This window comes from Blautia sp. HCP3S3_G3, from assembly GCF_052063365.1.
Lineage (GTDB): Bacteria > Bacillota > Clostridia > Lachnospirales > Lachnospiraceae > Blautia_A.
In genome coordinates this window covers 1-23,733 of the sequence record NZ_JBQHXR010000017.1, presented here as the reverse complement: position 1 = coordinate 23,733, position 23,733 = coordinate 1, and the positions used below count along the sequence as shown (strand labels likewise).

General features: G+C 44.8%; 20 protein-coding genes. 17 read left to right on the top strand and 3 right to left on the bottom strand.

Annotated features, from left to right (window positions below; all coding sequences use genetic code 11):
• Positions 1-6: 6 nt before the first annotated feature.
• From ACTNEW_RS12510 to ACTNEW_RS12480, 7 genes are read left to right on the top strand one after another with little or no spacing between them, the layout of a single operon-like run.
• Positions 7-555, top strand: a complete 549-nt coding sequence (locus tag ACTNEW_RS12510; protein ID WP_441061517.1) for a BMC domain-containing protein — start codon at positions 7-9, stop codon at positions 553-555.
• 35 nt (positions 556-590) lie between these two features.
• On the top strand, positions 591-1,361 hold the full coding sequence (locus tag ACTNEW_RS12505; protein ID WP_441061514.1) for a DeoR/GlpR family DNA-binding transcription regulator: 771 nt from the start codon (positions 591-593) through the stop codon (positions 1,359-1,361).
• A 55-nt stretch (positions 1,362-1,416) separates the two neighbouring features.
• Positions 1,417-2,568, top strand: a complete 1,152-nt coding sequence (locus ACTNEW_RS12500; RefSeq protein ID WP_441061512.1) for a 1-propanol dehydrogenase PduQ — start codon at positions 1,417-1,419, stop codon at positions 2,566-2,568.
• Between the two features lie 52 nt (positions 2,569-2,620).
• Positions 2,621-4,285, top strand: a complete 1,665-nt coding sequence (locus tag ACTNEW_RS12495) for a propanediol/glycerol family dehydratase large subunit (protein WP_441061509.1) — start codon at positions 2,621-2,623, stop codon at positions 4,283-4,285.
• A gap of 11 nt (positions 4,286-4,296) precedes the next feature.
• On the top strand, positions 4,297-4,974 hold the full coding sequence (locus tag ACTNEW_RS12490; protein ID WP_441061507.1) for a propanediol/glycerol family dehydratase medium subunit: 678 nt from the start codon (positions 4,297-4,299) through the stop codon (positions 4,972-4,974).
• On the top strand, positions 4,971-5,366 hold the full coding sequence (locus tag ACTNEW_RS12485; protein WP_441061504.1) for a diol dehydratase small subunit: 396 nt from the start codon (positions 4,971-4,973) through the stop codon (positions 5,364-5,366). The genes ACTNEW_RS12490 and ACTNEW_RS12485 overlap by 4 nt, the downstream gene beginning before the upstream one ends.
• Entirely contained in the window at positions 5,363-7,177 is a 1,815-nt protein-coding gene (locus ACTNEW_RS12480; protein WP_441061501.1) for a diol dehydratase reactivase subunit alpha, read from the top strand. The genes ACTNEW_RS12485 and ACTNEW_RS12480 overlap by 4 nt, the downstream gene beginning before the upstream one ends.
• A gap of 83 nt (positions 7,178-7,260) precedes the next feature.
• Here the strand turns inward: ACTNEW_RS12480 and ACTNEW_RS12475 are convergent, their stop codons facing one another.
• Entirely contained in the window at positions 7,261-7,347 is an 87-nt protein-coding gene (locus ACTNEW_RS12475) for a DUF6783 domain-containing protein (RefSeq protein WP_441061576.1), read from the bottom strand.
• 105 nt (positions 7,348-7,452) lie between these two features.
• Between ACTNEW_RS12475 and ACTNEW_RS12470 the strand changes: the two genes are divergently transcribed.
• Together ACTNEW_RS12470 and ACTNEW_RS12465 are read left to right on the top strand one after the other, a co-directional pair.
• Entirely contained in the window at positions 7,453-7,806 is a 354-nt protein-coding gene (locus ACTNEW_RS12470) for a glycerol dehydratase reactivase beta/small subunit family protein (protein ID WP_441061498.1), read from the top strand.
• 133 nt (positions 7,807-7,939) lie between these two features.
• The gene (locus ACTNEW_RS12465; RefSeq protein ID WP_441061496.1) at positions 7,940-8,989 is read left to right on the top strand and encodes a cob(I)yrinic acid a,c-diamide adenosyltransferase; all 1,050 of its coding nucleotides are present in this window, start codon (positions 7,940-7,942) and stop codon (positions 8,987-8,989) included.
• 1,146 nt (positions 8,990-10,135) lie between these two features.
• Here ACTNEW_RS12465 and ACTNEW_RS12460 read toward each other — a convergent pair.
• Positions 10,136-10,708, bottom strand: a complete 573-nt coding sequence (locus tag ACTNEW_RS12460) for a hypothetical protein (RefSeq protein ID WP_441061493.1) — start codon at positions 10,706-10,708, stop codon at positions 10,136-10,138.
• Positions 10,709-11,011: 303 nt separating this feature from the next.
• Here ACTNEW_RS12460 and lon point away from each other — a divergent pair, with 303 nt between their 5' ends.
• The 6 genes from lon (at position 11,012) to recQ (ending at position 19,226) form a co-directional block, all read left to right on the top strand.
• Entirely contained in the window at positions 11,012-13,285 is a 2,274-nt protein-coding gene (gene lon, locus ACTNEW_RS12455; RefSeq protein ID WP_441061491.1) for an endopeptidase La, read from the top strand.
• A 288-nt stretch (positions 13,286-13,573) separates the two neighbouring features.
• Complete coding sequence (locus ACTNEW_RS12450; RefSeq protein WP_441061488.1) at positions 13,574-14,269, top strand: phosphatase PAP2 family protein; 696 nt, start codon at positions 13,574-13,576, stop codon at positions 14,267-14,269.
• On the top strand, positions 14,270-15,316 hold the full coding sequence (locus ACTNEW_RS12445) for a lysylphosphatidylglycerol synthase transmembrane domain-containing protein (RefSeq protein ID WP_441061485.1): 1,047 nt from the start codon (positions 14,270-14,272) through the stop codon (positions 15,314-15,316).
• A gap of 133 nt (positions 15,317-15,449) precedes the next feature.
• Complete coding sequence (locus ACTNEW_RS12440) at positions 15,450-16,106, top strand: CDP-alcohol phosphatidyltransferase family protein (protein WP_441061482.1); 657 nt, start codon at positions 15,450-15,452, stop codon at positions 16,104-16,106.
• Positions 16,107-16,436: 330 nt separating this feature from the next.
• Complete coding sequence (locus tag ACTNEW_RS12435; protein WP_441061480.1) at positions 16,437-17,300, top strand: phosphatidylserine decarboxylase; 864 nt, start codon at positions 16,437-16,439, stop codon at positions 17,298-17,300.
• Between the two features lie 9 nt (positions 17,301-17,309).
• On the top strand, positions 17,310-19,226 hold the full coding sequence (gene recQ / locus ACTNEW_RS12430) for a DNA helicase RecQ (protein WP_441061477.1): 1,917 nt from the start codon (positions 17,310-17,312) through the stop codon (positions 19,224-19,226).
• A 3-nt stretch (positions 19,227-19,229) separates the two neighbouring features.
• Here recQ and ACTNEW_RS12425 read toward each other — a convergent pair whose 3' ends face one another.
• Positions 19,230-20,078 (bottom strand): AraC family transcriptional regulator, encoded by an 849-nt coding sequence (locus ACTNEW_RS12425; protein ID WP_441061474.1) that lies wholly within the window; start codon positions 20,076-20,078, stop codon positions 19,230-19,232.
• A 197-nt stretch (positions 20,079-20,275) separates the two neighbouring features.
• On the opposite strand from ACTNEW_RS12425, the gene ACTNEW_RS12420 reads away from it, so the two are divergent.
• Both ACTNEW_RS12420 and ACTNEW_RS12415 read left to right on the top strand, forming a co-directional pair.
• Positions 20,276-22,069 (top strand): L-fucose isomerase, encoded by a 1,794-nt coding sequence (locus ACTNEW_RS12420; RefSeq protein ID WP_441061472.1) that lies wholly within the window; start codon positions 20,276-20,278, stop codon positions 22,067-22,069.
• A 227-nt stretch (positions 22,070-22,296) separates the two neighbouring features.
• Positions 22,297-23,388 carry an SH3 domain-containing protein gene (locus ACTNEW_RS12415; RefSeq protein ID WP_441061470.1) on the top strand — a complete coding sequence of 364 codons (1,092 nt, stop codon included), beginning with the start codon at positions 22,297-22,299 and terminating at the stop codon, positions 23,386-23,388.
• Positions 23,389-23,733 lie beyond the last annotated feature (345 nt).

The window sequence follows — 23,733 nt, the reverse complement described above, 5'->3', positions numbered from 1 at the left end:
CAGAACATGAGTAAAGCAATCGGAATGATTGAATTTAAAACCACAGCCACAGGTATAACTGCAGCAGATGCCATGGTTAAGACATCTGAAGTGGAGATTGTGGAAGCGCAGACCGTATGTCCGGGCAAATATATTGCAATTGTTACCGGCGACTTAAGTGCGGTAAAAGCAGCCGTTGATGCAGCGGTTACAACGTATGAAGACAAATGTATTGACAGCTTCGTGCTGGGCAATCCTCATGAATCAATTTTCCCGGCTATCTATGGAACCACTTCCGTAGAAGACATCAGTGCGCTGGGAATTCTGGAAACCTATGATGCAGCTTCTATTATTGAGGCGGCAGATCAGGCAGCGAAAACAGCAATCGTAGATCTTATCGAACTTCGTATTGCCAAAGGTATGTGTGGAAAATCCTATATGCTCATTACCGGAGAGGTTTCTGCTGTAGAGGCTTCCATTGAAAGAGCCAAAGAGCTTGTTGCAGAGAAGGGCATGTATCTGGATTCTTCCGTTATTGCTCATCCGGACAGGCGCATGATTGATTCCATCTTATAAGCATTACCATCCTTAGTAAAGGAGGGCAAAACATCATGCTGGCACTAGAAAGACGTAATCTGATCCTCGAGAAGCTGCAGAGTGAAAAAAGGGTAGTTGTCAGTGAACTCAGCCAGATGTTCGATGTTTCGGAGGAGACGATCCGCCGGGATCTGGACAAACTGGAAAAGGAGGGACTTGCAACCAAAAGCTACGGCGGTGCAGTGATCAACGAGGATGTAGGTATCGATTTGCCCTTTAACGTTCGTAAGAACCAGAATGTTGCGGGAAAGCAGAAAATGGCTGAGATCACAGCTTCACTGGTACAGGAGGGAGACCATATTTTTCTGGACGCCAGTACTACAGCTGTTTTTGTAGCGAAGGCGCTGAAAGAAAAAGAACGCCTGACAGTCATTACCAATTCGGTGGAAATTCTTCTGGAATTATCCGATGTATCCGGATGGAATATTATTTCCACCGGCGGAGTGATGAAAGAAGGATATCTTGCTTTCCTTGGATCCAAGACGGAAGAAGCAATCCGCTCTTATTACGTTGATAAGGTGATTTTCTCCTGTAAAGCCCTGGATCATAACTGGGGAATCATGGAGTCTCAGGAACCGTTCGGAACGACCAAAAAAGCAATGGTTGCCTCCGCACGTGATAAAATCCTGGTGATCGACAGTACAAAATTTGACCAGACCGCGTTTTCTGTAGCAGGAAATCTGCGGGATGTGGATGTGGTTGTAACAGATAAAAAACCATCGGAGAAATGGCTGAAGCATTTCGATGAACTGGGAATTAAATGCAAATATCCTTCAGAAGCATAGTATATGACAGGAATTTGCGCGGCATCGGATCATCCACAGATAAGGAGCACTAGATATGAAAACCTTTGAAATGAAAACAGTCATTCATTTTGGCGATAACTCCCTGGACAGACTTCGTGTACTTCCATACAAACGGGTTCTGATCATTACCGATCCGTTTGTTGTACAGAGCAAAATGATTGACCTGATAACTGCGCCACTGGAAAAAGGCGGAATCCAGTTTGATATTTTCTGTGACGTAGTACCGGATGCACCGGTAGGGAAAATTGCGGAGGGTGTTAAAAAGTTTCTTGAATTTCAGCCGGAAGCGATTGTGGCAGTCGGAGGCGGTTCCGCCATTGACTCGTCCAAAGCGATCCGTGAATTTGCTTTAAAAATCAATAACTATGGTAAGGTAGGACTGATTGCCATTCCTACCACCAGCGGAACAGGATCTGAGGTAACCTCTTTTGCAGTGGTCAATGACACAGATGCAAAAGTAAAATATCCTCTTGTTTCTGACAGTCTTACAGCTGACGAAGCAATCCTGGACGCAGAACTGGTAAAAAGTGTCCCGCCGGCCATTACAGCAGATACCGGTATGGATGTATTTACCCATGCACTGGAATCTTATGTAAGTACAGAACACAATGAATTTTCTTCTGCTCTTGCAGAAAAATCCATTGAAATCTGCGGTGTTTTCCTGCTTCGTGCTTATCTTGACGGCAGTGATATGCATGCACGCCAGAAAATGCATGTGGCTTCCTGTCTTGCAGGTCTTTCTTTTAATACTGCAGGACTTGGAATTACTCACAGTATGGCTCATCAGCTGGGTGCGATGTTCCACATTCCTCACGGCAGGGCAAATGCGATGCTCCTTCCGCATATTGTGGAATATAATGCGAACATCAATAAACACAGCAGAAGTCAGAAAGAGTATCTTCCGGCAGTGAAGAGATATGCAAATATCGCTCATATCCTTGGATTGAGCAATTATAATAAAGTCATGAGCGTTCGCTCTCTGGTAAACTGGATACAGTTTATGCTGAAAGAGATGAATATTCCAATGACCATACAGGAAATCGGAACGATCACTCCGGATGCTTATTTTGCAGCTGTTGACAAGATGGCGGAAGCCGCACTGGCAGATGCCTGCACAGCTAATAATCCGAGAGTTCCTACCAAGGAAGATATCATAAAGATTTATACCAAACTGTGGTCATTCTAAAGGAAAAGGTCCGGTTTTATCCCCGGACTTTTTTGGAAAAAGGGTAGACAATATGAAACGATCGAAAAGAATCGAGGCATTGGATCAGCGTGCTGTCAATAAAGATGGATTTATTGATGAATGGCCGGAGATGGGCTTTGTTGCAATGAGCAGCCCCTATGATCCAAAGCCTTCCATAATTGTAGAAAATGGAGTCATAACAGAACTGGACGGAAAGAAACGCGCGGATTTCGATTTCCTGGATCAGTTTATTGCTGACTACGCAATCCGTATTGACAGGGCGGAAGCGTCTATGGCAATTCCTTCTCTGGAGATTGCCAGAAAGATTGTCGATATTCAGACATCCCGCAAAGAGATTCTGGAAATTGTGTCCGGAATTACTCCAGCCAAGATGGTGGAAGTCATTAACTACTTGAATGTAGTGGAAATGATGATGGGTATGCAGAAAATGCGTGCCAGAAAGGTGCCTGGCAACCAGGCTCATATCACTAATCTGAAAGATGATCCGGTACAGATTGCCGCAGATGCGGCAGAAGGTGCACTTCGTGGTTTCAGTGAAGAAGAAACGACCATGGGTGTTGCCAGATATGCACCGTTCAGTGCGATGGCACTGCTGATCGGTTCTCAGGTAGGACGTCCCGGTGTACTGACTCAGTGTTCCGCAGAGGAAGCAACTGAGCTGGAGCTGGGTATCCGCGGTCTTACCACCTATGCGGAGACACTTTCCGTATATGGAACAGAAAAAGTATTTATCGATGGTGATGATACACCGTATTCCAAGGCATTTTTGAATTCTGCCTATGCATCCCGCGGACTGAAGGTACGTTTTACCTCCGGAGCCGGTTCTGAGGTACTGATGGGTTCCAGTGAACGCAAATCCATGCTGTATCTGGAATGCCGCTGTCTCTATGTGACCAAGGGTGCAGGAAGCCAGGGAATCCAGAATGGTTCTGTAAGCTGTATCGGTGTGGCTGCCGGTGTTCCGGCAGGTATCCGCGAAGTTATGGGCGAAAACCTGGTGGCAGCACTTCTTGGATTGGAATGTGCATCATCCAATGATCAGAGTTTTTCCAATTCCGATATGAGAAGAACTGCAAGAACCATGCTTCAGTTTATGCCGGGTACGGATTTTATTTTCTCCGGATATGCGGCAGAACCGAACTACGATAATATGTTTGCAGGTTCCAACTTTGATGCGGAAGACTTTGATGATTATAATGTTATGCAGAGAGACATGCAGGTGGACGGCGGTCTTCGTCCGGTAACAGAGGAAGATGTGATCCGCGTCCGCCGTGAGGCAGGTAAGGCAGTTCAGGCGGTATTTAAATATCTGGGACTTACAGAAGTGACCGATGAACAGGTAGAAGCTGTTACTTATGCGCATGGAAGCAAAGATACCCTGAAACGTGATGTTGCTTCTGACCTGATGGCGGCAGATGACATGATGAAACGGGGAATTACAGGCATCGATGTGGTAAAAGCCCTTGCAGAAAGCGGCTACACAAAGCTTGCTGAGAATATCTTGAATATGCTGAAGCAGAGAGTCATTGGTGATTATATGCATACTGCAGCGATTCTGGATGAGAATTTCCAGGTAATGTCCGGTGTAAATACTCCGAACGATTATATGGGACCGGGAACCGGTTATCGTGTTACCGGCAAACGCTGGGAGGAAATTAAAGCAATTCCTCACAGAATTGATGTAAATGAATTTTAGGAGGTCCGGCCATGGAAGTGAATGAACAACTGATACAAGCCATAACCAAAGCGGTCGTGGAGCAGTTGCAGCGAGGTGGTGCACAGCCTACGACCACGTCTTCCAGCGGACCGCAGAGTCTTGCCGGAAAGACAAGAATGCGCCCGAAACGTTCCTATGAAGGAGCGGTGAGAGCAAAACAGGGGACAGACCCGAAAGAAGTTGTCATTGGTGTAGGAGCTGCTTTCCAGACAGAGATTACCAAGACCATCGGTGGAATTCCGCTGGATGAGGTACTTCGCAATGTAAAAGCCGGAATTGAAGAGGAAGGAATGGTTTCCCGTGTGGTAAAAGTTCTGGATACTTCTGATGTAGGCTTTATGGCACTGCAGGCAGCAAAACTTTCCGGTTCCGGAATCGGCATCGGAATTCAGTCCAAGGGAACAACGGTCATTCATCAGAAAGATCTTTATCCGCTGACGAATCTGGAGCTTTTCCCGCAGGCACCATTGATGGACCTTGAAACCTACCGCAAGATCGGCAGGAATGCAGCGAAATATGTAAAAGGGGAAAAGGTTACTCCGATTGAGTGCACCAACGACCCTATGGTACGTGCGAAATTCCAGGTAAAAGCAGCACTGATGCATATCATTGAAACAGAGCAGCTTGATCCGGACAAAGGCATGATTGTATGGGAGGGCGCAAAATGAGTAACTATCCTTTAGGGCAGAACGAAGCCGATACCATCACATCCAAAACCGGGAAAAAACTTTCCCAGATTACACTGGATGAAGTAAAGCGCGGCAACGTTGCTGCGGAAGATATCAAGATATCTCCGGAAATGCTGAAGAGGCAGGGCCAGGTGGCAGCTGCCGCAGATAATCCTCAGATGGAGGCGAATTTTGAGAGAGCTGCAGAGCTTTCCAATGTTCCGGATGATGTCATTTTAACCATGTATAATAAGCTTCGCCCGAATCGTTCCACCAAAAAAGAACTGGTTCTTATGGCACAGGAACTGCTGGAGAAATACCATGCACCGCATTGTGCCAAACTGGTGCTGGAAGCTGCTGAAATTTATGAAAAAAGGGGAATTCTTCTTTGAAACTGATTGCAGGTGTTGATATAGGAAATTCCACAACTGAAGTATGTATTGGTGCAGTGGGAGAAAACGGATACTTCCGTTTTCTCTCCAGTGCTTCCCGAATGACCACCGGAACAAAAGGAACACTTCCCAATGTTCTGGGAATCAAGGCGGCGCTTGAGGAAGCGATGGACAGAATCCATCAGCCTCTCAGTGCCCTGGACCTTGTACGCTTAAATGAGGCCGCTCCGGTCATCGGCGATACAGCGATGGAAACAATCACAGAGACCATCATTACGGAATCTTCCATGATTGGGCACAACCCGTCGACACCGGCAGGTGCAGGGGAAGCTGTCGGAGAACTTCTTTTTCTGGAAAATATCTGGAAGGGAAAACCGGGAGTGCCGTACATCGTAGCGGCAGCCAGTAAGTTTTCCTATGAAGAAGTTGCCGCAAGGCTGAACCAGCACATCCCGGAACTGGATGTCCGGGGATTGATTCTCCAGGCAGATGAGGCAGTCCTTGTGGAAAACCGTCTGAGCAAAAAGATGCCGATTGTGGATGAAGTACGCCATATCAGCAGAGTGCCGGAAGGCAAACTGGCGGCAATTGAAGTGGCACTTCCCGGTACAAGTATCCGTATGCTCTCCAATCCATATGGAATTGCAACGCTTCTGGGACTGAATGCAGAGGAGACAAAGTCCGTTACCCCTATTGCCAAGAGCCTTGTGGGGAAGCGGAGTGCGGTAGTGATTCGTACCCCTCATGGAAATATCAGAGAAAATATACTTCCTGCCGGGGAAATTGTTTTTCACGGCGAAAAGGAAGCGAATGTAAATATTGATGCCGGAGCAGACAAAATCATGGAAACTCTGGCGTCTGCTGGAGAAATCCGCGATATTGACGGTGAGCGTGATACCAATGTTGGGAATATGCTTCGCCGGATCAAGACAAGTATGGCGGATGTGGCGAAAGAGCATGAAGGTGACAGTGAAATCCGTATTACGGATATCCTGGCGGTGGATACTCTTGCTCCGGTGGAAATCGCAGGCTCTCTTGCAGGAGAAACCTGTATGGAAAAAGCGGTTGGAATTGCTGCCATGGTAAAAACCCAGCATCTTCCCATGCAGAAAATTGCAGAGAGACTGGAACAGGAACTGCATGTGAAGGCAGTTGTGGCCGGTGTGGAGGCTGTAATGGCTTCTCTTGGTGCAATGACCACACCCGGTACGAAGCTTCCGCTTGCGATTCTTGATATGGGAGGCGGTTCTACAGATGCTGCGGTGCTTCAGCCGGATGGAAGTGTAAAAACCACACATCAGGCAGGTGCCGGTGAACTGGTTTCCATGCTGATTCAGACAGAACTTGGTCTGCACAGCAGAACAACAGCAGAACAGATTAAGAAATATCCGATGGGTAAGGTGGAAAGTCTTTTCCACATGCGTCTGGAAAATGGATCCATGCAGTTTTTCGAGGAATCCATTGATCCCAGATATTACGGTCATGTGGTTCTTCTTGCACCAGGTGAAATGCTGAAAGTGGAAGAAGATATTCCTATGGAGAAGATTCTTGAGGTCCGCCGGGATGCCAAGAAGAAGGTGTTTGTGCGAAACTCACTTCGTGCACTGGAAATCGTAGCGCCAGATCATGACTTGCGGAAAATTCCCAACGTAGTCCTGGTTGGCGGTTCAGCAGAAGACTTTGAAATTCCGGAGATGCTGATGGAAGTATTGGCGGATTACCGGATCGTCTGTGGAAGAGGAAACATCCGCGGAGTGGAAGGACCAAGAAATGCAGTGGCTACAGGATTGCTGCTGTCATATCTGGGATAATTCTTATCAGGGCCGGTATATGGAATCATAACCGTGTAGACAATTATTTTTTTCAATGTATCGGAACATGTTTGGTAATTTCTTTACGCTATGTGTATGTTCCACTCTACAGTATATTTGTCTCGTATTCGGTCAGTATAGCCTGCTATTTCTTCCTTATTTGGGACGATATAATATATGTGGTGTATTTCTGTCGGAAAGCAATTTTCAAGCTTTCAAGCATGTTCTAAGTTGTTGAAAGTTATATAGTATCGGATAGATTGTGAGGGACGGGTATGGTTGTAAATAAGCCTGCAATTATTATATATGTACAGAAGCCGGATGAAGATCTTCTGAGAGAGGTGTGTGCCGGAATTGAAGAAGAAGGAGTTCTTTTTCAGGTGCAGACTCATGAGGGAGATTTGGACGCTCTGGCTTATGATGCGGCAAATGAATCCATGCTCGGCGCTGGAATCGGCATGACCGGAGTCAGACTTGCTATGCAGATGCAGAGACTTCCCAGAGGAAAAAATGTGTTCGAACTGAATGCACCGGCGTTCTGGCAATGCCGGAATCTTGGCGCGAACAGCGCGAGAGCAATAAAAAAAATGCCGTTTAAATCCATATATCAAACAGAAACGATAAACTGAAAACACAGTGGAGTTTTTGTATATGGGAATATTTACAGTTGATTGTATAAATGATATAGTAGTTTAGAAGCGCTTATAGTATTTTGGCAAAAACTGCTTTCATTGAGTCATTTATTTTTCGGGGGATGCCGTTATGAACATTTATACCAAGAACGGAGACAGAGGCACTACAGACCTGATCCGTACGAAAAACGTTTCCAAGTCGGATGACCGTATCCAGCTTGTTGGAACCATAGATGAGCTGACAAGCCATCTGGGGCTGGTGAAAACCATGCTGAAGGATCAGGAAGCAATCCGCACTCTGGAGAAAATTCAGGGTACGTTGATTACGGTGATGGCTGGAGTGGCAGACCCTTATAACAGAGATTACAAGATCGATGACGATAAGACAGAAATCCTGGAAGAAGAGATCGACCGTATGGAAAAACTGTTTGATCGTCCGAAAAAGTTTATCCTTCCGGGAGCATGCCGTTTATCCGCAGAAATCGATGTTGCCCGTACTGTGGCAAGAAGAGCGGAGCGTGCACTGGCTCTTGTCAGTGTAAAATTCGGTGCAGATACCGGAACCAAGAAATATATGAACCGTCTGGCAGATTATCTTTATGTCCTTGCACGGTATACGGATGCAAAAGAAGCCGGGAAGCTTCATTCTCAGGCAGATGGTCAGACACAGACTGCAGAAACAGGAAAGGTGACCTCTATGGGAGAAAATCAGAATGGGGCAGCCAGTGAGGCTGTCATTCAGGAAGTTCTGAAACGCATGGGAATTCAGGGAAAGATCACTCTGGCAAGTGCCAAGAGACTGATTGAAAAGATCGAAGAAGAGGCTAATCGCCGGGGTAAAAAGGCAGTTATTGCCATTTGCGGTCCGGATGGAAATCCGATAGCGGTTCATGTTATGGATGGTGCATTTCTTGTCAGCTTTGATGTGGCTCTGAAAAAGGCCTATACATCTGTGGCTGTAAAGATGACTACAATGGAATTGAGCAAGCTTGCTCAGCCGGGCGGCACTTTTTACGGTGTTGATAAGATGGATGGCGGAAAGATCGTTATTTTTGGCGGTGGTGTTCCGATCAAAGTGGGAGATACCATTATCGGTGGTCTTGGTGTCAGCGGAGGCACCGGAGAAGAAGACCACAGTCTGGCAGAGTATGGGCTGTCGGTCTTACATGAGGTTTTGTAATCAATATCTGGGATGAAACAGGAGAAGAGCTGTTGCAGCAGATGGTCATATAGAATTGACCGATGCTGCAGGGGCTTTTTTTGTTAAGTATCAAGGGATTTGTATTGATGAGTTAAGGTGGGGCTTTGTGAATGAAAGTGGGCTTTAGAGAATTAAAGAGTGCTTTAGTTCAGCAACTGTATGTGAGAATTCTTCGAGTTTTACTATGCGTATGGTTTTCTCCGGAACTTTGGTTCAGTGCGAAACACTGTGAAGTGTGATGTGAAAAACCGTACGCGAAAGAGGAACCCCTCCAGGGGCTGCGGCAGACAGTTAGCGTTTCACGGGAAGTTATGGGTTGAAAAATCCGGGAGGGAATTGGAAACGGAAGATATGGATTCATGGGTTTTAAATCGACAAATGATTTGCTTACATGCCCAGTTCGAAAAGAATAATCCATACCGCCACTGTACATTCAGTCAATTGCAATGGCTATAGTTCCCATGCCACGAAAACAAAATGGCATTTTGTTGCGAAAAAGCATAGACGTTAAAAGCTAATTTCACCTTAACAACAACATTTTCCTGATGCAAAGTGGTTCGTAAAAACTATCCGATTTATGATCCCTTTCCGGATTTTTCATCTTCTCTTCCAGTGAAACGCTAACTGACAGCGGAAGAGAGCCCCTGAGGGCCGGGCAGACATACCCTCGGTTCCGGTGCCTTCTGCAGGGATATTAGAAGTACTTGGGCTGTGGATTTTTGCGTTGTGAGCGGGATTTCTGCTGTCTGAGCCGAAGGCGAGTTCAGAAATCCTGTTCACGCTTTTAGCAAAAATACACAGTCCTTAGTACTTCTTATACCCCGAAGCCTGCACCGGAACCGAAGGTATGTCTGCCCGGCCCTCAGGGGCTCTCTTTCGCGTACGGTTTTTCACGCCTCCCCCCTCACAGAGTTTCGCCCTGAACGGAAGTTCCGGTGAAAACCATAGCACAACCAAACGCAAAAAATCCCCACGGATTAATACAGAACTAACGTCTAATTCATTAAAACCCGCTGTAATTAACTAAAGCCTTCTTTAATTCACCAAAAACATTTTTATTAACTAAAGCCTTCTTTAATTCACTAAAGCCCACTTTAGTATATAAATGATAGTTATTCGGTTAACTTACTCCTGCTCCAACATCCATTCCAGGCATTCCAGAACTTTCTGGAGATTTTGGATATTTCCCATCGTATCCCCCTGTTTTTCAAGCGAGTGGTTGCATCTTTCAAAAACACCGCCAGTCTTTTCTGGATAGAGACGAGCTGCCTGACGAACAGTTTTTTCCGGAATATAGGGATCTGCAGTTCCGGAGAAATAAACACCGTTTACTTTTTTCAGATAAGGAATGGCTGCAGGAATCGGAGTCAGGAGAAAGTGACGGACTTTGCCTCGGAGGCCAAGAATGGATTCAGCTTCGCATGCAATTACAGTTCCGATACTTTTGGAAATGAAAATAATCCGGTCATACTTTTCAAAAGTCAGATCTTCCAGTTGGCGAATGGTCCGCTTTAAAGCAAGGGATGTGACCGGTTCTAGTTCCAGAGGGGTTCGTCCGCGAAAACTGTGGATATCCTGTCCGTAATCAAGCCGTATGATTTCGTAATCTTTGTCAGCTGCAAGGGAGGCAGTGTAATATAAGAGCGGTTTTGCGCAGGTATAACCTACACCTGGAAATATAATAGCAAGTTTTTTCATAATCAATCATCTCCTGTATAATATAGCTGAAATATATGTTTGATGAAAAAGGAATAAGAAGCACTTAGAGCATGTTTGAAAATTTATCTGTGTCTTATTGTGGATGTTTTGAAAGGGAATGTCAAGATTTTCGAGATATTATGAATGAAAAAGGATTGACATTATAAAAAATTGGTATATAATTTAAAATCAAACAGTTAAATAATTTATGACTTTAGTAATGCTTCGCTGGAAGCGTATTTTTTTACATGAGAATTAGCACTCGATGAATGGGAGTGCTGATAAAACAAGGAGGGATTGATTATGGTAGTTATTCCAACACATGATTTGATTGTTTTGCCGGGTGTGACGTTTTATTTCCAGAAGGAGTATTTTCAGGAAATTGTACGGAAGGAAGCGGTAGTGGGCGAGGAGGCTATTTTCCTGATGCTGAAGGAAGACAGGGCTCGTTCCGACATGAAAGAGGAAGATTTTTACTATATTGGTGCCAGTGGCGTGATCGATAATATTGACAAGGATGGAAATGTTGGAATCAAAGCGGTCAGTCGTGTGATGGTGGATATGCTGGATGTAACACCGGAAGAAATTTTGGTGACAGCTACGGACCGGCCGGATATTGAAGACATGGACGCTGATGAACAGAAAAAGCATTATGATGCGGTGAAATCTGCTGTATTGCAGTTTGTCCAGGGATTTCAGTGGGGAATTGTTGCAAGAAACTATATCAACCAGTGGAAAACCATGGCAGAAATGGTCTGCACCATGTCTTATCATCTGAGTATTTCTACAGAAGAAAAATATGCCATTATGGAAGCTGATAAGATTTCCGTCAGAACAGCTCTGATGGAAAAAGCACTGTATGAATTCATTGAAGTGACAAAAGTAAGCAATGAAGTACAGAAAGAGCAGGCGGAGACCCACGAGCAGCTTTACAGAGAGGAGGCCATCCGCAAACAGATTGAGATCCTTCAGAGACAGCTGGATGAAATGCATCCGGAAAATGTATCCGACCTTCGGAAATTCCAGCAGAAAATTCAGGAATCCAGCATGAACGATACAGCCAGAGCAGAAGCGGAAAAAATCCTGAACCGTATGAAGCAGGAAGGAGAAAACGGACATGAATATGGAATGCTGTACGATTATCTGGACTTTGTGACAGGACTTTGCTGGGATAAGGCAGAATTTTCAGAAATAGATCTGGGAGAAGCGGAGAAGATTCTGGACGAAGAGCATTTTGGCCTGAAAAAAGTGAAGGACAGAGTAATTCAGCAGATTGCAGTGATGGCTCTTAATAAAAAACAGTCCGGTTCCATTTTGCTGTTTGTCGGAGCTCCCGGAACCGGAAAAACCAGTATCGGCCAGAGTATTGCAAAAGCGCTGGGCAGGAAATATGTCCGTGTCAGTCTGGGCGGTATCAGGGATGAGGCAGAAATCCGCGGCCACAGACGTACTTATGTAGGTGCCATGCCTGGACGAATTATGGATGGGATCAAACGAAGCGGTGCATCGAATCCGGTTATGGTGCTGGATGAAGTGGATAAGCTTTCTCATGATTACAGCGGAGATCCGGCAAGTGCCCTGCTGGAGGTACTGGATCCGGAACAGAATTCCACATTTACCGATCATTACATGAATGTACCGTATGATCTTTCGGATGTATTGTTTATCTGCACAGCCAATTCTACAGATACCATACCGGAGCCGCTACTGAATCGAATGGAAGTGATTCAGTTCCCGGGTTATACAGAATCCGAAAAAGTACAGATTGCCAGAAGACATCTTCTGCCGAGAGCAATGAAGACCATGGGAATTAAGGCTGCCAATCTGAAGGTTTCCGATGAAGTTCTGCATGCGATTATTTCAGACTATACAATGGAAGCCGGAGTCCGCGGGCTGAAAAAAATGCTGGATACACTTTGCCGGACAGCAGCCGTGAAGCTCGTAAAAGGTGAACAGAAATCCCTGACTGTAAGTACGAAACGTCTCCGTGAATTTCTGGATCAGAAGCCGATGATTCATGATCATATTCTGGAGGAGAAAAAGCCTGGTATTGTAACCGGACTTGCCTGGACACAGGCCGGAGGGGATATTCTCTTTATAGAAACACTGTTTACCAAAGGAAGCGGGCAGATCATCATTACCGGACAACTGGGAGATGTTATGAAAGAATCGGTACAGATTGCAGTCAGTCTGGCAAAGAGTATGTTCCCGGATAAGGCACAGCTGTTTGAGGAGAATGATCTGCATATTCATGTTCCTGCCGGTGCAGTGCCGAAGGATGGCCCTTCTGCGGGAATTACCCTTACAACAGCTATTTCCTCTCTGCTTTCGGGAAATGCAGTCAGTGCCAGCGTTGCTATGACAGGGGAAGTGTCTTTGCGAGGCGTGATCATGCCGATCGGAGGGCTTCCGGAAAAACTGATGGCTGCCGTACGCGCAGGAATTACGACCGTATTTATCCCAAAGGAAAATATAGAAGACCTGGAGGATGTGGCAGATGAAATTAAGGAGAAGCTGGAGATTATTCCGGTACATAAAGTAGAAGAAGTCCTGAAAAAAACAGGAGTGATTAAATAGAGATTACTTGCCATATGTTGACAGAAACGTCTCCTGAATGTGAGAAGCACATCGGGAGACGTTTTTGTATTACAGGAAAGCAATCCGCCTGGTATATGAGAAAATCATTCTGCGTGTATAGCATGTACCAGAGCGTGCTTGAAAAATTCCGGATATCCGCCGTGTGGTGAGTTCCGTAATCATTACCAATATCTTAAGATTTCTTAAAGTTCCTAAGATAGCCTTGTGAGTTTACAGAAAACTTGATATACTCATATCAATGAGCAGATAATTAGCGAAAGGAGAGGTATGAAAAAAATAAGGAAATTATTGACATCGCTCGTTCCCGAATACAGTCTGTTTCCTCTTGTTCTGGCCGTCTTATTCAATTTTTCCGTCTATTATGGTTCGCGAGTAATTGCCGGAGGCTGGCATCATTACAATATTGAGAGCAGATTTGATGAACTGATTCCTTTTTGGCCGCCGTCTGTGCTGATCTATTTTGGAAGTTATGTGTTCTGGATTGTGAATTACATACTGATGGCGCGTCAGGGAAAAAAAGAAGTCTGCCAGTTTTTTTCATGCGATTTTCTTTCGAGAACCGTCTGTCTGATTTGTTACATATTATTCCCGACTACGAATACACGTCCTGTTGTGGCATCTTCCGGGCTATTTAACCAGATGATGGTTTATTTATATACTATCGATGCGGCGGATAATCTGTTCCCGTCCATTCATTGTCTGGTAAGCTGGCTTTGTTATATAGGTTTGCGCGGAAGAAAAGAGATTTCCGGCTGGTATCGGAAATGTTCCTTTCTGCTGGCAATTCTGATCTGTGTTTCCACGCTGACGACGAAACAGCATGTGATCTGGGATGTGGCAGGAGGTATCTTGCTTGCGGAGTTCTGTTTTTATCTTGGAAAAAAACAGGTCGTATGGGAAACATATCAGAAACTGACAGACAAAGTGACCAGTAAAATTTTTCACAAAACAGGTGCAGAGTAAATGCAGACAAAGAAGAAGGTAATAGGAAATACAATTTTACTGGCTGTTGTTTTCGGGCTTACCATTTATGGTGTTTTTCACGGGGAAGATCTGGGAGCACTGAAAGAGTCTATTATGCATGCGGATATCCGATGGCTGATTCCGGGAATAGGTCTTGTGACTTTTTTTATCTGGGGAGAGTCTATTATTATCTGGTATATGATGCGCACATTTCAGATACATCTGAAAAAATGGATCTGTTTTCTGTTTTCCTCAGTTGGTTTTTTCTTCAGTTGTATTACGCCATCGGCAACCGGCGGACAGCCTATGCAGATTTATTACATGAAAAAGGAAAAGATTCCCATTCCGGTATCGACCGTAATATTGATGATTATTACCATAACCTATAAGCTGGTTCTGGTTGTGATCGGCGTTGGGATTCTGATTTTCGGAAGAGGATTTCTTCACCATTATCTGAAAGAAATTCTTCCGGTTTATTATCTGGGACTGGGGCTGAATGTTTTTTGCGTGACTTTTATGACCGTTCTGGTCTTTCATCCGCTTATGGCGGAGAAAATCATCATTGCAGGAACGCATTTTCTGGAAAAAATGCATCTGATGAAACACGGGGAAGCGCACAGGGAAAAACTTCAGACTTCCATGGAAACCTACAGGGAAACAGCCGCATATCTACGTGGACATAAACGGGTGATTGTGAATGTTATCCTGATCACGTTTGTTCAGCGTATGGCGTTATTTGCTGTAACGTGGCTGGTGTATTGTTCTTTTGGGAGGAACGGGACTTCCATGTGGGATGTGATTTTTCTGCAGGCAGTAATCTCCGTTTCCGTGGATATGCTGCCGCTTCCGGGAGGAATGGGGATTAGTGAAACTTTATTTCTGCAGATTTTTGCGGCAGTTTTTGGCGAACTCACGCTTCCGGCTATGGTTATTTCCAGGGGTATGGCTTATTACAGCCAGATTGTGATCAGTGCTCTTTTTACTCTTACGGCCCAGATTTATTATATGTTCCGGAAGGAAAAAGCACAGAAATTAAGTACATCGTAAGTGAAATAATGGATACATCTGACTTGTTTATGTTTCTGTATGTATTTTCCGATGTACTGTTTAGAGCATGTGTGCAGACAGATGGAATGAATTTTCAGGCATGCTCAGAGATTATGAGAAGGGGAAGGTACAAATGATTGGTTTTTATGATTATACAGTAATACTTACATATCTTAGTTTTGCATCTGCGTCAGCAGGGATTTTCTGTGCAGTGACGATGCATTTGCGCGTGGCGATTTTCTTTCTGGCTTTGTCCGGTCTTTGCGATATGTTTGACGGGAAAATTGCAAGAACAAAGAAAAACAGAACGGAGGATGAAAAAAGCTTTGGCATACAGATCGATTCTCTTTGTGATATAGTCTGTTTTGGAGTTTTGCCGATGATCATCTGCTTCAAACTGGGAATGGACCATGTTTACAGCATGGCAATTCTGATTATGTATGGTCTGGCGGGACTGATCCGACTGGCATTTTTCAATGTAATGGAAGCCAAACGCCAGGAAACTTCGGCTGAGGCACGAAAGTATTATCAGGGACTGCCCATTACGTCCATGGCAGTGGCGCTTCCGCTTCTGTATCTGGTATCTCCGCTGTTTCCGACGCGGGATATGTTTATTATTGCTCTGCATATTATGGTGGCACTGGTTGGAGTTTTGTTTGTTACAGATTTTAAATTCCGCAAACCATCTACAAAGGAAGTATTTCTGCTGGTGGCAGTTGTTGCGGCGGCCGTTCTGGTCATTCTGTTTGTATGGCGTACCTGGTGGAAATTGCTGCATTTTTATGAGTGATGCAGGTACAAAGATTTTGGGGGATAATAAGCCGATAATAAATATCCGACACATGGAAGCAGGGATGAAAAATAAGGCAGGTTTATGTGGCAGCTGCTTATTACTTGTTTTAATACGATCAGGATTTATAACTGTCAGTAACATGACAGGATACGGAAGAGAAAAAGTCATGTGTTTCATGCCTGCATGAAAGAACATGACTTTTGTGTCAGAAGGACAGAAATGTGTATTGTGGTTTATATGGATACAGCGATAAGTAAATACGGAACGTATCACTGATCTGGTTTTCAAACACACTCTAGCGTTATTTGAGAGAACAGGAGGAATAGGATGCATCTTACAGCAGACAGAAAAGGAAATATTACAGAAGAGAATTCCCTGCAGGACCGTTTTCTGCAGGTACTGTACGGCAGCAGAATAGGAAGAATGCTTTTGAAACCAATGGTTTCCCCTGTGGTATCCAGAGTCGGGGGAAAGCTTCTGGATACGTGTGTTTCCAGAATTCTAATTCGTCCTTTTATCAGAAGCCATTCCATTGACATGACGGATTACGAAGACAGAAGGTTTACTTCCTATAATGATTTTTTTAAAAGAAAGCTGGCTCTCGGGGCACGCAGAATAGACGAAACACCGGAGACTCTGATCAGTCCGTGTGACAGTCGGCTGAGTGTTTATAAAATCGGAGAGAACACTTCTTTTTGCATCAAAGATACGTTTTATACCGTACAGAGTCTTTTGAGAGATCAGAAACTGGCAGAAAAATATGCGGGGGGATATATCTGGGTATTTCGTCTGTGTGTGGATGATTATCATCGATATGTGTATGCGGATCAGGGAATGGTATCCGGCAGCCGGAAGATTCCGGGGGTATTTCATACGGTCAATCCCGCGGCAAATGATCAGTTCCCAATCTATAAGGAAAATACAAGAGAATACTGTCTGCTGCGTTCGGAAAATTTCGGTACCATTCTGCAGATGGAAGTGGGGGCTCTGCTTGTCGGGAAAATTGAGAACCGTCCGGGGAAACGGAAGGTTGGCAGAGGGGAAGAAAAAGGAAATTTTGCGTTCGGAGGTTCCACCGTTATTCTTATGACGCAGGCAGGAAAGGTCATTCCGGATGAGGATATTCTGAGAAATTCTTTTCATGGGATGGAGACCCGGGTGAAACTTGGAGAACATGTGGGAAGAAAGTGAGGAATGCGAATGGAATGCAGTGAAAAATATCGCAAAAAAGATAAGGAAAAGTACAGTGAAGCAAATTATGAAACAGATAATGGGAAATCCGGGAAAAAATACGGGATTTTAAAACGTTATTTTGGCTATGATCAGTTCCGGGAAGGGCAGGAGAAGCTGATCGACTGTATTCTTGCCGGGAAAGATGTTCTTGGCATCATGCCTACCGGAGCGGGGAAATCTCTTTGCTATCAGATCCCGGCTTTGATGATGGATGGGATTACTCTTGTCATCTCTCCGTTGATTTCTCTGATGAAGGATCAGGTGAGCAGTCTGAATCAGGCTGGAATATCGGCTGCATATCTGAACAGTTCCCTGACCGTAAATCAATATTACAAAGCTCTTCAGTACGCATCACAGGGACGTTATCCCATTATTTATGTGGCTCCGGAACGACTGCTGACAGAATCGTTTCTGGATTTTGCCTTGCATGCACAGATTGCGATGGTAGCTGTGGATGAAGCGCACTGTGTTTCTCAGTGGGGGCAGGATTTCCGGCCAAGCTATTTGAAAATTACGGAATTTATTGAAAAATTGCCCAGACGGCCGGTAGTCAGTGCGTTTACTGCCACAGCCACGAAAGAAGTCCGGGATGACATCATTGACCTTCTGATGCTTCAGGAGCCATATGTAAAGACCACCGGATTTGACCGGAGCAATCTGTTTTTTGAAGTACAATCCCCGGGGAATAAGTACGAAACGGTCAGGGAATATGTGTCAAACCATCGCACAGAAAGCGGTATAATTTACTGCCTCACCCGCAGACTTGTGGAAGAAGTGTGTGAAAAACTCACAAAAGACGGATTTCAGGTGACGCGCTACCATGCAGGCCTGTCTGATGCGGAAAGACGCAGCAATCAGGATGATTTTATTTATGACAGAAGCCGGATCATGGTGGCGACCAATGCCTTCGGAATGGGAATTGACAAATCCGATGTGCGTTTTGTGATTCATTATAATATGCCGAAAAATATGGAAAGCTATTATCAGGAAGCAGGACGTGCCGGCCGTGATGGAGAGCCTGCCAGATGTATTCTGCTCTACAGCGGACAGGATGTTGTAACGAATCAGATGTTTATTGATCAGAATCGTGACAATCAGGAACTGGATCCGGTGACAAGAGAGCTGGTTCAGGAACGCGACCGGGAACGTCTGAAAAAGATGACGTATTACTGCTTTACCCATGAATGCCTGAGAGACTATATTCTGCGTTATTTTGGGGAATATGGTTCCAATTACTGTGGAAACTGTTCCAATTGCCTGACCGAGTTTGTGGAAACAGATGTGACACGGGAGGCACGTGCCATTGTTTCCTGTGTGAAAAGCTGCCGCCAGAGATACGGGATGACAGTGATTCTCGATACACTGAGAGGCGCAAAAACAGCAAAACTCCGTAAATACCGGATGGATGAAAGCTCCTGTTATGGGATATGTGAGGATGTTCCCATCTATCGTCTGAGACAGATTTTTAATCATCTTCTGATTGAGAATTATCTCACCCTGACCAATGATGAATATACTCTGGTAAAACTTACGGAGAAATCAGGAGAACTCCTGGAAGAAGATACTGTTCTGACAATGAAAATGGCCAGGGAGAGAAGACCGGAGCCGAAAAAGAATACGGAGAAGAAAAAAGGAAATACCGCAGGAACGCTGCTGGACGAAAAAGACGAACCGCTTTTTGAGCGGCTTCGTACTCTTCGTATGCAGATCGCGCGGGAGGAGAAAGTTCCCCCGTATATTGTTTTTTCAGACAGAAGCCTCGTACATATGTGTATTCTGAAGCCAAAAGATAAAGCAGAAATGCTTCAGGTAAATGGTGTGGGAGAACATAAGTACAGCAAATACGGGGAAAGATTTCTGGAGGAAATCAACAGAGCCGTATAAAAATCAGGAACGCTTATATTTTCCCGGGGTGATTCCCTTATATTTCTTGAAGGTCCGGATAAAATAACTCAGATCGTTAAAACCGCTCCTGTAGGCAATTTCCGTAATGGAATCGTCGGTGGTGGACAGCTGGTAGCATGCCTGCTCGATTCTTTGATGATTCAGGTAGTCCATGGGTGTCTGATGGGTCATTTCTGAGAAAAATCTGCAGAAATATTTGGGTGACATGGAGACAGAGGCCGACAGCTGCTGAAGTGTCAGCGGTGAGGCGTAATTGTGCTCGATGAATTCCAGTACCTGTTTCAGCTGGAGAATACGCTTATAATCTCTGCGGGCTTTGGTAACACCGTCCAGATAGTAATGATTACTAAAAACGAGACCGAAAAAGTGGTAAAATTGTCCAAGAACAATCAGTTCATAGCCGGGATTTTTTTTCCACATGGCGTCAAAAATACTGTTTAAAACAGACTGGATCTCCGGATATTTTTCTGTAAAATGATGATAGATGAGGATATCCTGGTGAATCACCTTCTGCATATATCCTGCGCAGACGGAATTATGCTTCAGAAAAAGATTTCCGTCAAAAACAAGGCACTGGTAAATACAGTCAGAAGGAATTCCGCTGTGAAGGATTCCACTATGGACAAAAATTACATCTCCAGGTACAGCTGTGAAACTTTTTTCGTCTAAAGTGACGGCGAGAGTGCCCTTGAGAATGCGGATGATTTCATATTCCACATGCCAGTGGTAAGACATGACATAACTGGGATGCGAACTTTCCACATGATGGAATTCAAAGGGAAAATCATAAGTGCCTCTTGGCCGGTCTTCATTGTGGTCTAAATCGTGCAAAAAACCACCTTCCTTCCTGCAGTTTATAAAAATTTTACAGACATTTTAGCAAGAAATTTAAAAAAGTGAATATTGTCCTATTTTTTGCTATTATAACACAAGTAATTTTCATTTTGCAATCGTATAATTCAATTATAAATGTTGCCGGGGTTAGGCAGCAGAGAAAGAGAATTTTTATAACGGAGGTATTTTTAATCATGGCAGAAAGCAGATTAATCGGAAGCTACCCAGTAATCGGTATCAGACCAACAATTGACGGACGCCGCGGTGTTCTGAAAGTTCGTGAATCTCTGGAAGAGCAGACCATGAACATGGCAAAATCCGCAGCAAAATTATTCGAAGAGAATCTGAGATATTCCAACGGTGAACCTGTAAAAGTTGTTATCGCAGATACCACAATCGGACGTGTTGCTGAGTCCGCAGCATGTGCAGACAAATTCAGAAAAGAAGGCGTTGATATCACTGTAACAGTTACTCCTTGCTGGTGCTACGGTTCTGAGACAATGGATATGGATCCTCAGACAATCAAAGCAGTATGGGGCTTCAACGGAACAGAAAGACCTGGTGCTGTATATCTGGCATCCGTTCTTGCTACACATGCACAGAAAGGTCTTCCGGCATTCGGTATCTACGGACATGACGTTTGCGAAGCAGACGACACCACTATTCCGGAAGATGTTAAAGAAAAACTCTTAAGATTCGGACGTGCAGCCGTTGCAGCAGCTTCCATGAGAGGCAAATCCTATTTACAGATCGGATCCATCTGTATGGGTATCGGCGGATCCATCATTGATTCTGATTTTATCGAATCTTACCTTGGAATGCGTGTAGAATCTGTTGACGAGGTTGAGATCATCCGTCGTATGACAGAAGGCATCTACGATGAAGCAGAATATCAGAAAGCTCTTGCATGGGCAAAAGAAAAATGCAACATCGGTTTCGATAAGAACCCGGCAGAACTGCAGATGTCTGATGAGAAGAAAGAAGAGCAGTTCGAATTTGTTGTTAAGATGGCAGTTATCATCAAAGACCTGATGAATGGAAATAAGAATCTTCCGGCTGGATGTGAAGAAGAGATGGTTGGACACAATGCTCTTGCTGCTGGTTTCCAGGGCCAGAGACAGTGGACAGACTTCTATCCGAACTGTGACTTCCCGGAAGCTATGCTGAATACTTCCTTTGACTGGAACGGAGCAAGAGAACCGTACATTCTTGCTACAGAGAATGACGTTCTTAACGGACTTGGCATGATGTTCATGAAACTTCTTACCAACCGTGCACAGATGTTTGCAGACGTTCGTACATACTGGAGCCCGGAAGCAGTTAAGAAAGCTACAGGATATGATCTGGAAGGCGTTGCAAAAGAAAGCGGCGGATTCATTCACCTGATTAACTCCGGTGCATGCTGTCTGGATGCAAACGGTGCAGCAAAAGATGCTGACGGCAACGGCGTTATGAAACCATGGTATGAAGTAACTCAGGAAGATCAGGATGCAATCATGGCAAATACTACCTGGAACTTCGCAGACCTTGGATATTTCCGTGGCGGCGGATATTCTTCCAGATTTGAAACAAAAGCAGAAATGCCTGCAACTATGATTCGTCTGAATCTTGTAAAAGGACTTGGACCGGTTCTTCAGATCGCAGAAGGCTGGACTGTACATCTTCCGGAAGAAGTTTCTGACAAACTCTGGAAACGTACAGACTACACATGGCCATGTACCTGGTTTGCTCCAAGATGCACAGGCGAAGGCGCATTCAAGACCGCTTACGATGTAATGAACAACTGGGGTGCTAATCACGGCGCAATCTCTTACGGACACATCGGTGCAGATCTGATCACAATGTGCTCTATGCTGAGAATTCCGGTTTGCATGCACAACGTACCGGAAGAAAAGATCTTCCGTCCGGCAGCATGGAACGCATTCGGCATGGACAAAGAAGGCGCAGACTTCAGAGCATGCAAGACATACGGACCACTTTACAAATAATCAATTAGCATTTTGCAGGTCCTCCGGAATATCCGGAGGACCTTTTTTCTGCATGATGGAAAAGTGCTTGTTCGCAGTAATTAATTGTCGAAGTTTTTCATAAAAAATATAAAAAAAGGGATTACTATTTTTTAGCAGTTGTGATAGAATGGTAACAGCATCATGAAATGGCATAATTGGGAAAATAAGCGTAAGTTAAAATAAAGAAAAAGATTGAAGGGGACGTTATGAAAAAATGTATGAGAACATTTCTGACTTTGCTGTTCTGTCTCATGATGACGGTGAATGTCTATGCAGATGAAGCAGGCAAATCTCAGAAACCGGATATTATCACAGATTATTACATGGTTGTAGAATCTCCGGACGGAGGCGTGGATTTTTATTCCGGTGCAAGTTTTGACAGTACGAAACTGAATAATGCACAGATTCCCAATGGAACTGCCTTTCATATCGAAGGTGAGAAGACGGATGAGAATCAGCGTGTATGGGGCTATACACAGTATAGCGGAATGTATGGCTATGTCCCGGAAGATGATTTGAAAGTAGTCACCAGATCAGAAGCTATCGAATCTGAGCTTTATCTGGCAGGTGCAGATCATGTGGACTATAGTGCGGATTATGATGTGGAGCCGAGAGACGATGCCGGTACTGTGTACCTGTATCAGGGACCTGGTGAGAAATATGGTACGATTTCAGGAAATAAAGAAGTACCTGCCGGTTCGAAGCTTCAGGTTTTTGAAGATGCAGAACTTGCTGACGGAAGCCACTGGGCACAGGTTCGTACCGAAGACGGTACAGAAGGCTGGGTCAATATGGAACTGATGAAGCCATATGGAACCGAGGACAGTGAAGTTGTCAGTATGGAATCCCCTGCTGTGAACGGTGAAGCACAGGGGGCAGAAACAATAGTGGAAGAAAATGCAGAAGAAGCTGCTCTTCTGGCAGCAGGAGCTGCAGAGCTTACTCCTACACCTTCTGTAACCGTAACCCCGACACCGAAGCCGACTGCAACCCCGACCCCAACCGCAGAGCCAACGAAGGAACCGACTCCGACCGCAGAACCAACAGAGGAACCAACTCCGACTGCAGAACCGACAGAGGAGCCGACCCCAACCGCAGAGCCAACGGAAGAACCGGCTCCGACAGAAGAAGCTGCAGAAGAGGTAACGCCAACAGCAGCAGAGAGTCAGGAAGCATCTGCGACTCAGGTATCCAGTGTTTCCAAAGTAGTGAAGAGTCCATTTCTCTGGATTCTGATCGCAGTGATTATTGCAGTAATTGTCCTGCTGGTATATCATTTTAAAAAGAGAAATAAATAAGAATGAGTAAATCATAAAAGAGAAAGTCCCCTGCCGTCGAATAATGGAAGGGGGCTTTTTCTATGGAAATTTCCGTTAATTAAAGTGGGCTTTAGTGAATTAAAGAGTGCTTTAGGTAATCACAGCGAGTTTTAATGAATTACAGTAGATCTTAGCTTTGCAGAAATCCGTGGGGATTTTTTGCGTTTTTGTGCTATGGATTTCTCCGGAACTTCCGTTCAGTGCGAAACTCTATGAGGGGGGAGGCGTGAAAAACCGTACGCGAAAGAGAGCCCCTGAGGGCCGGGCAGACATACCTTCGGTTCCGGTGCAGGCTTCGGGGTATAAGAAGTACTAAGGACTGTG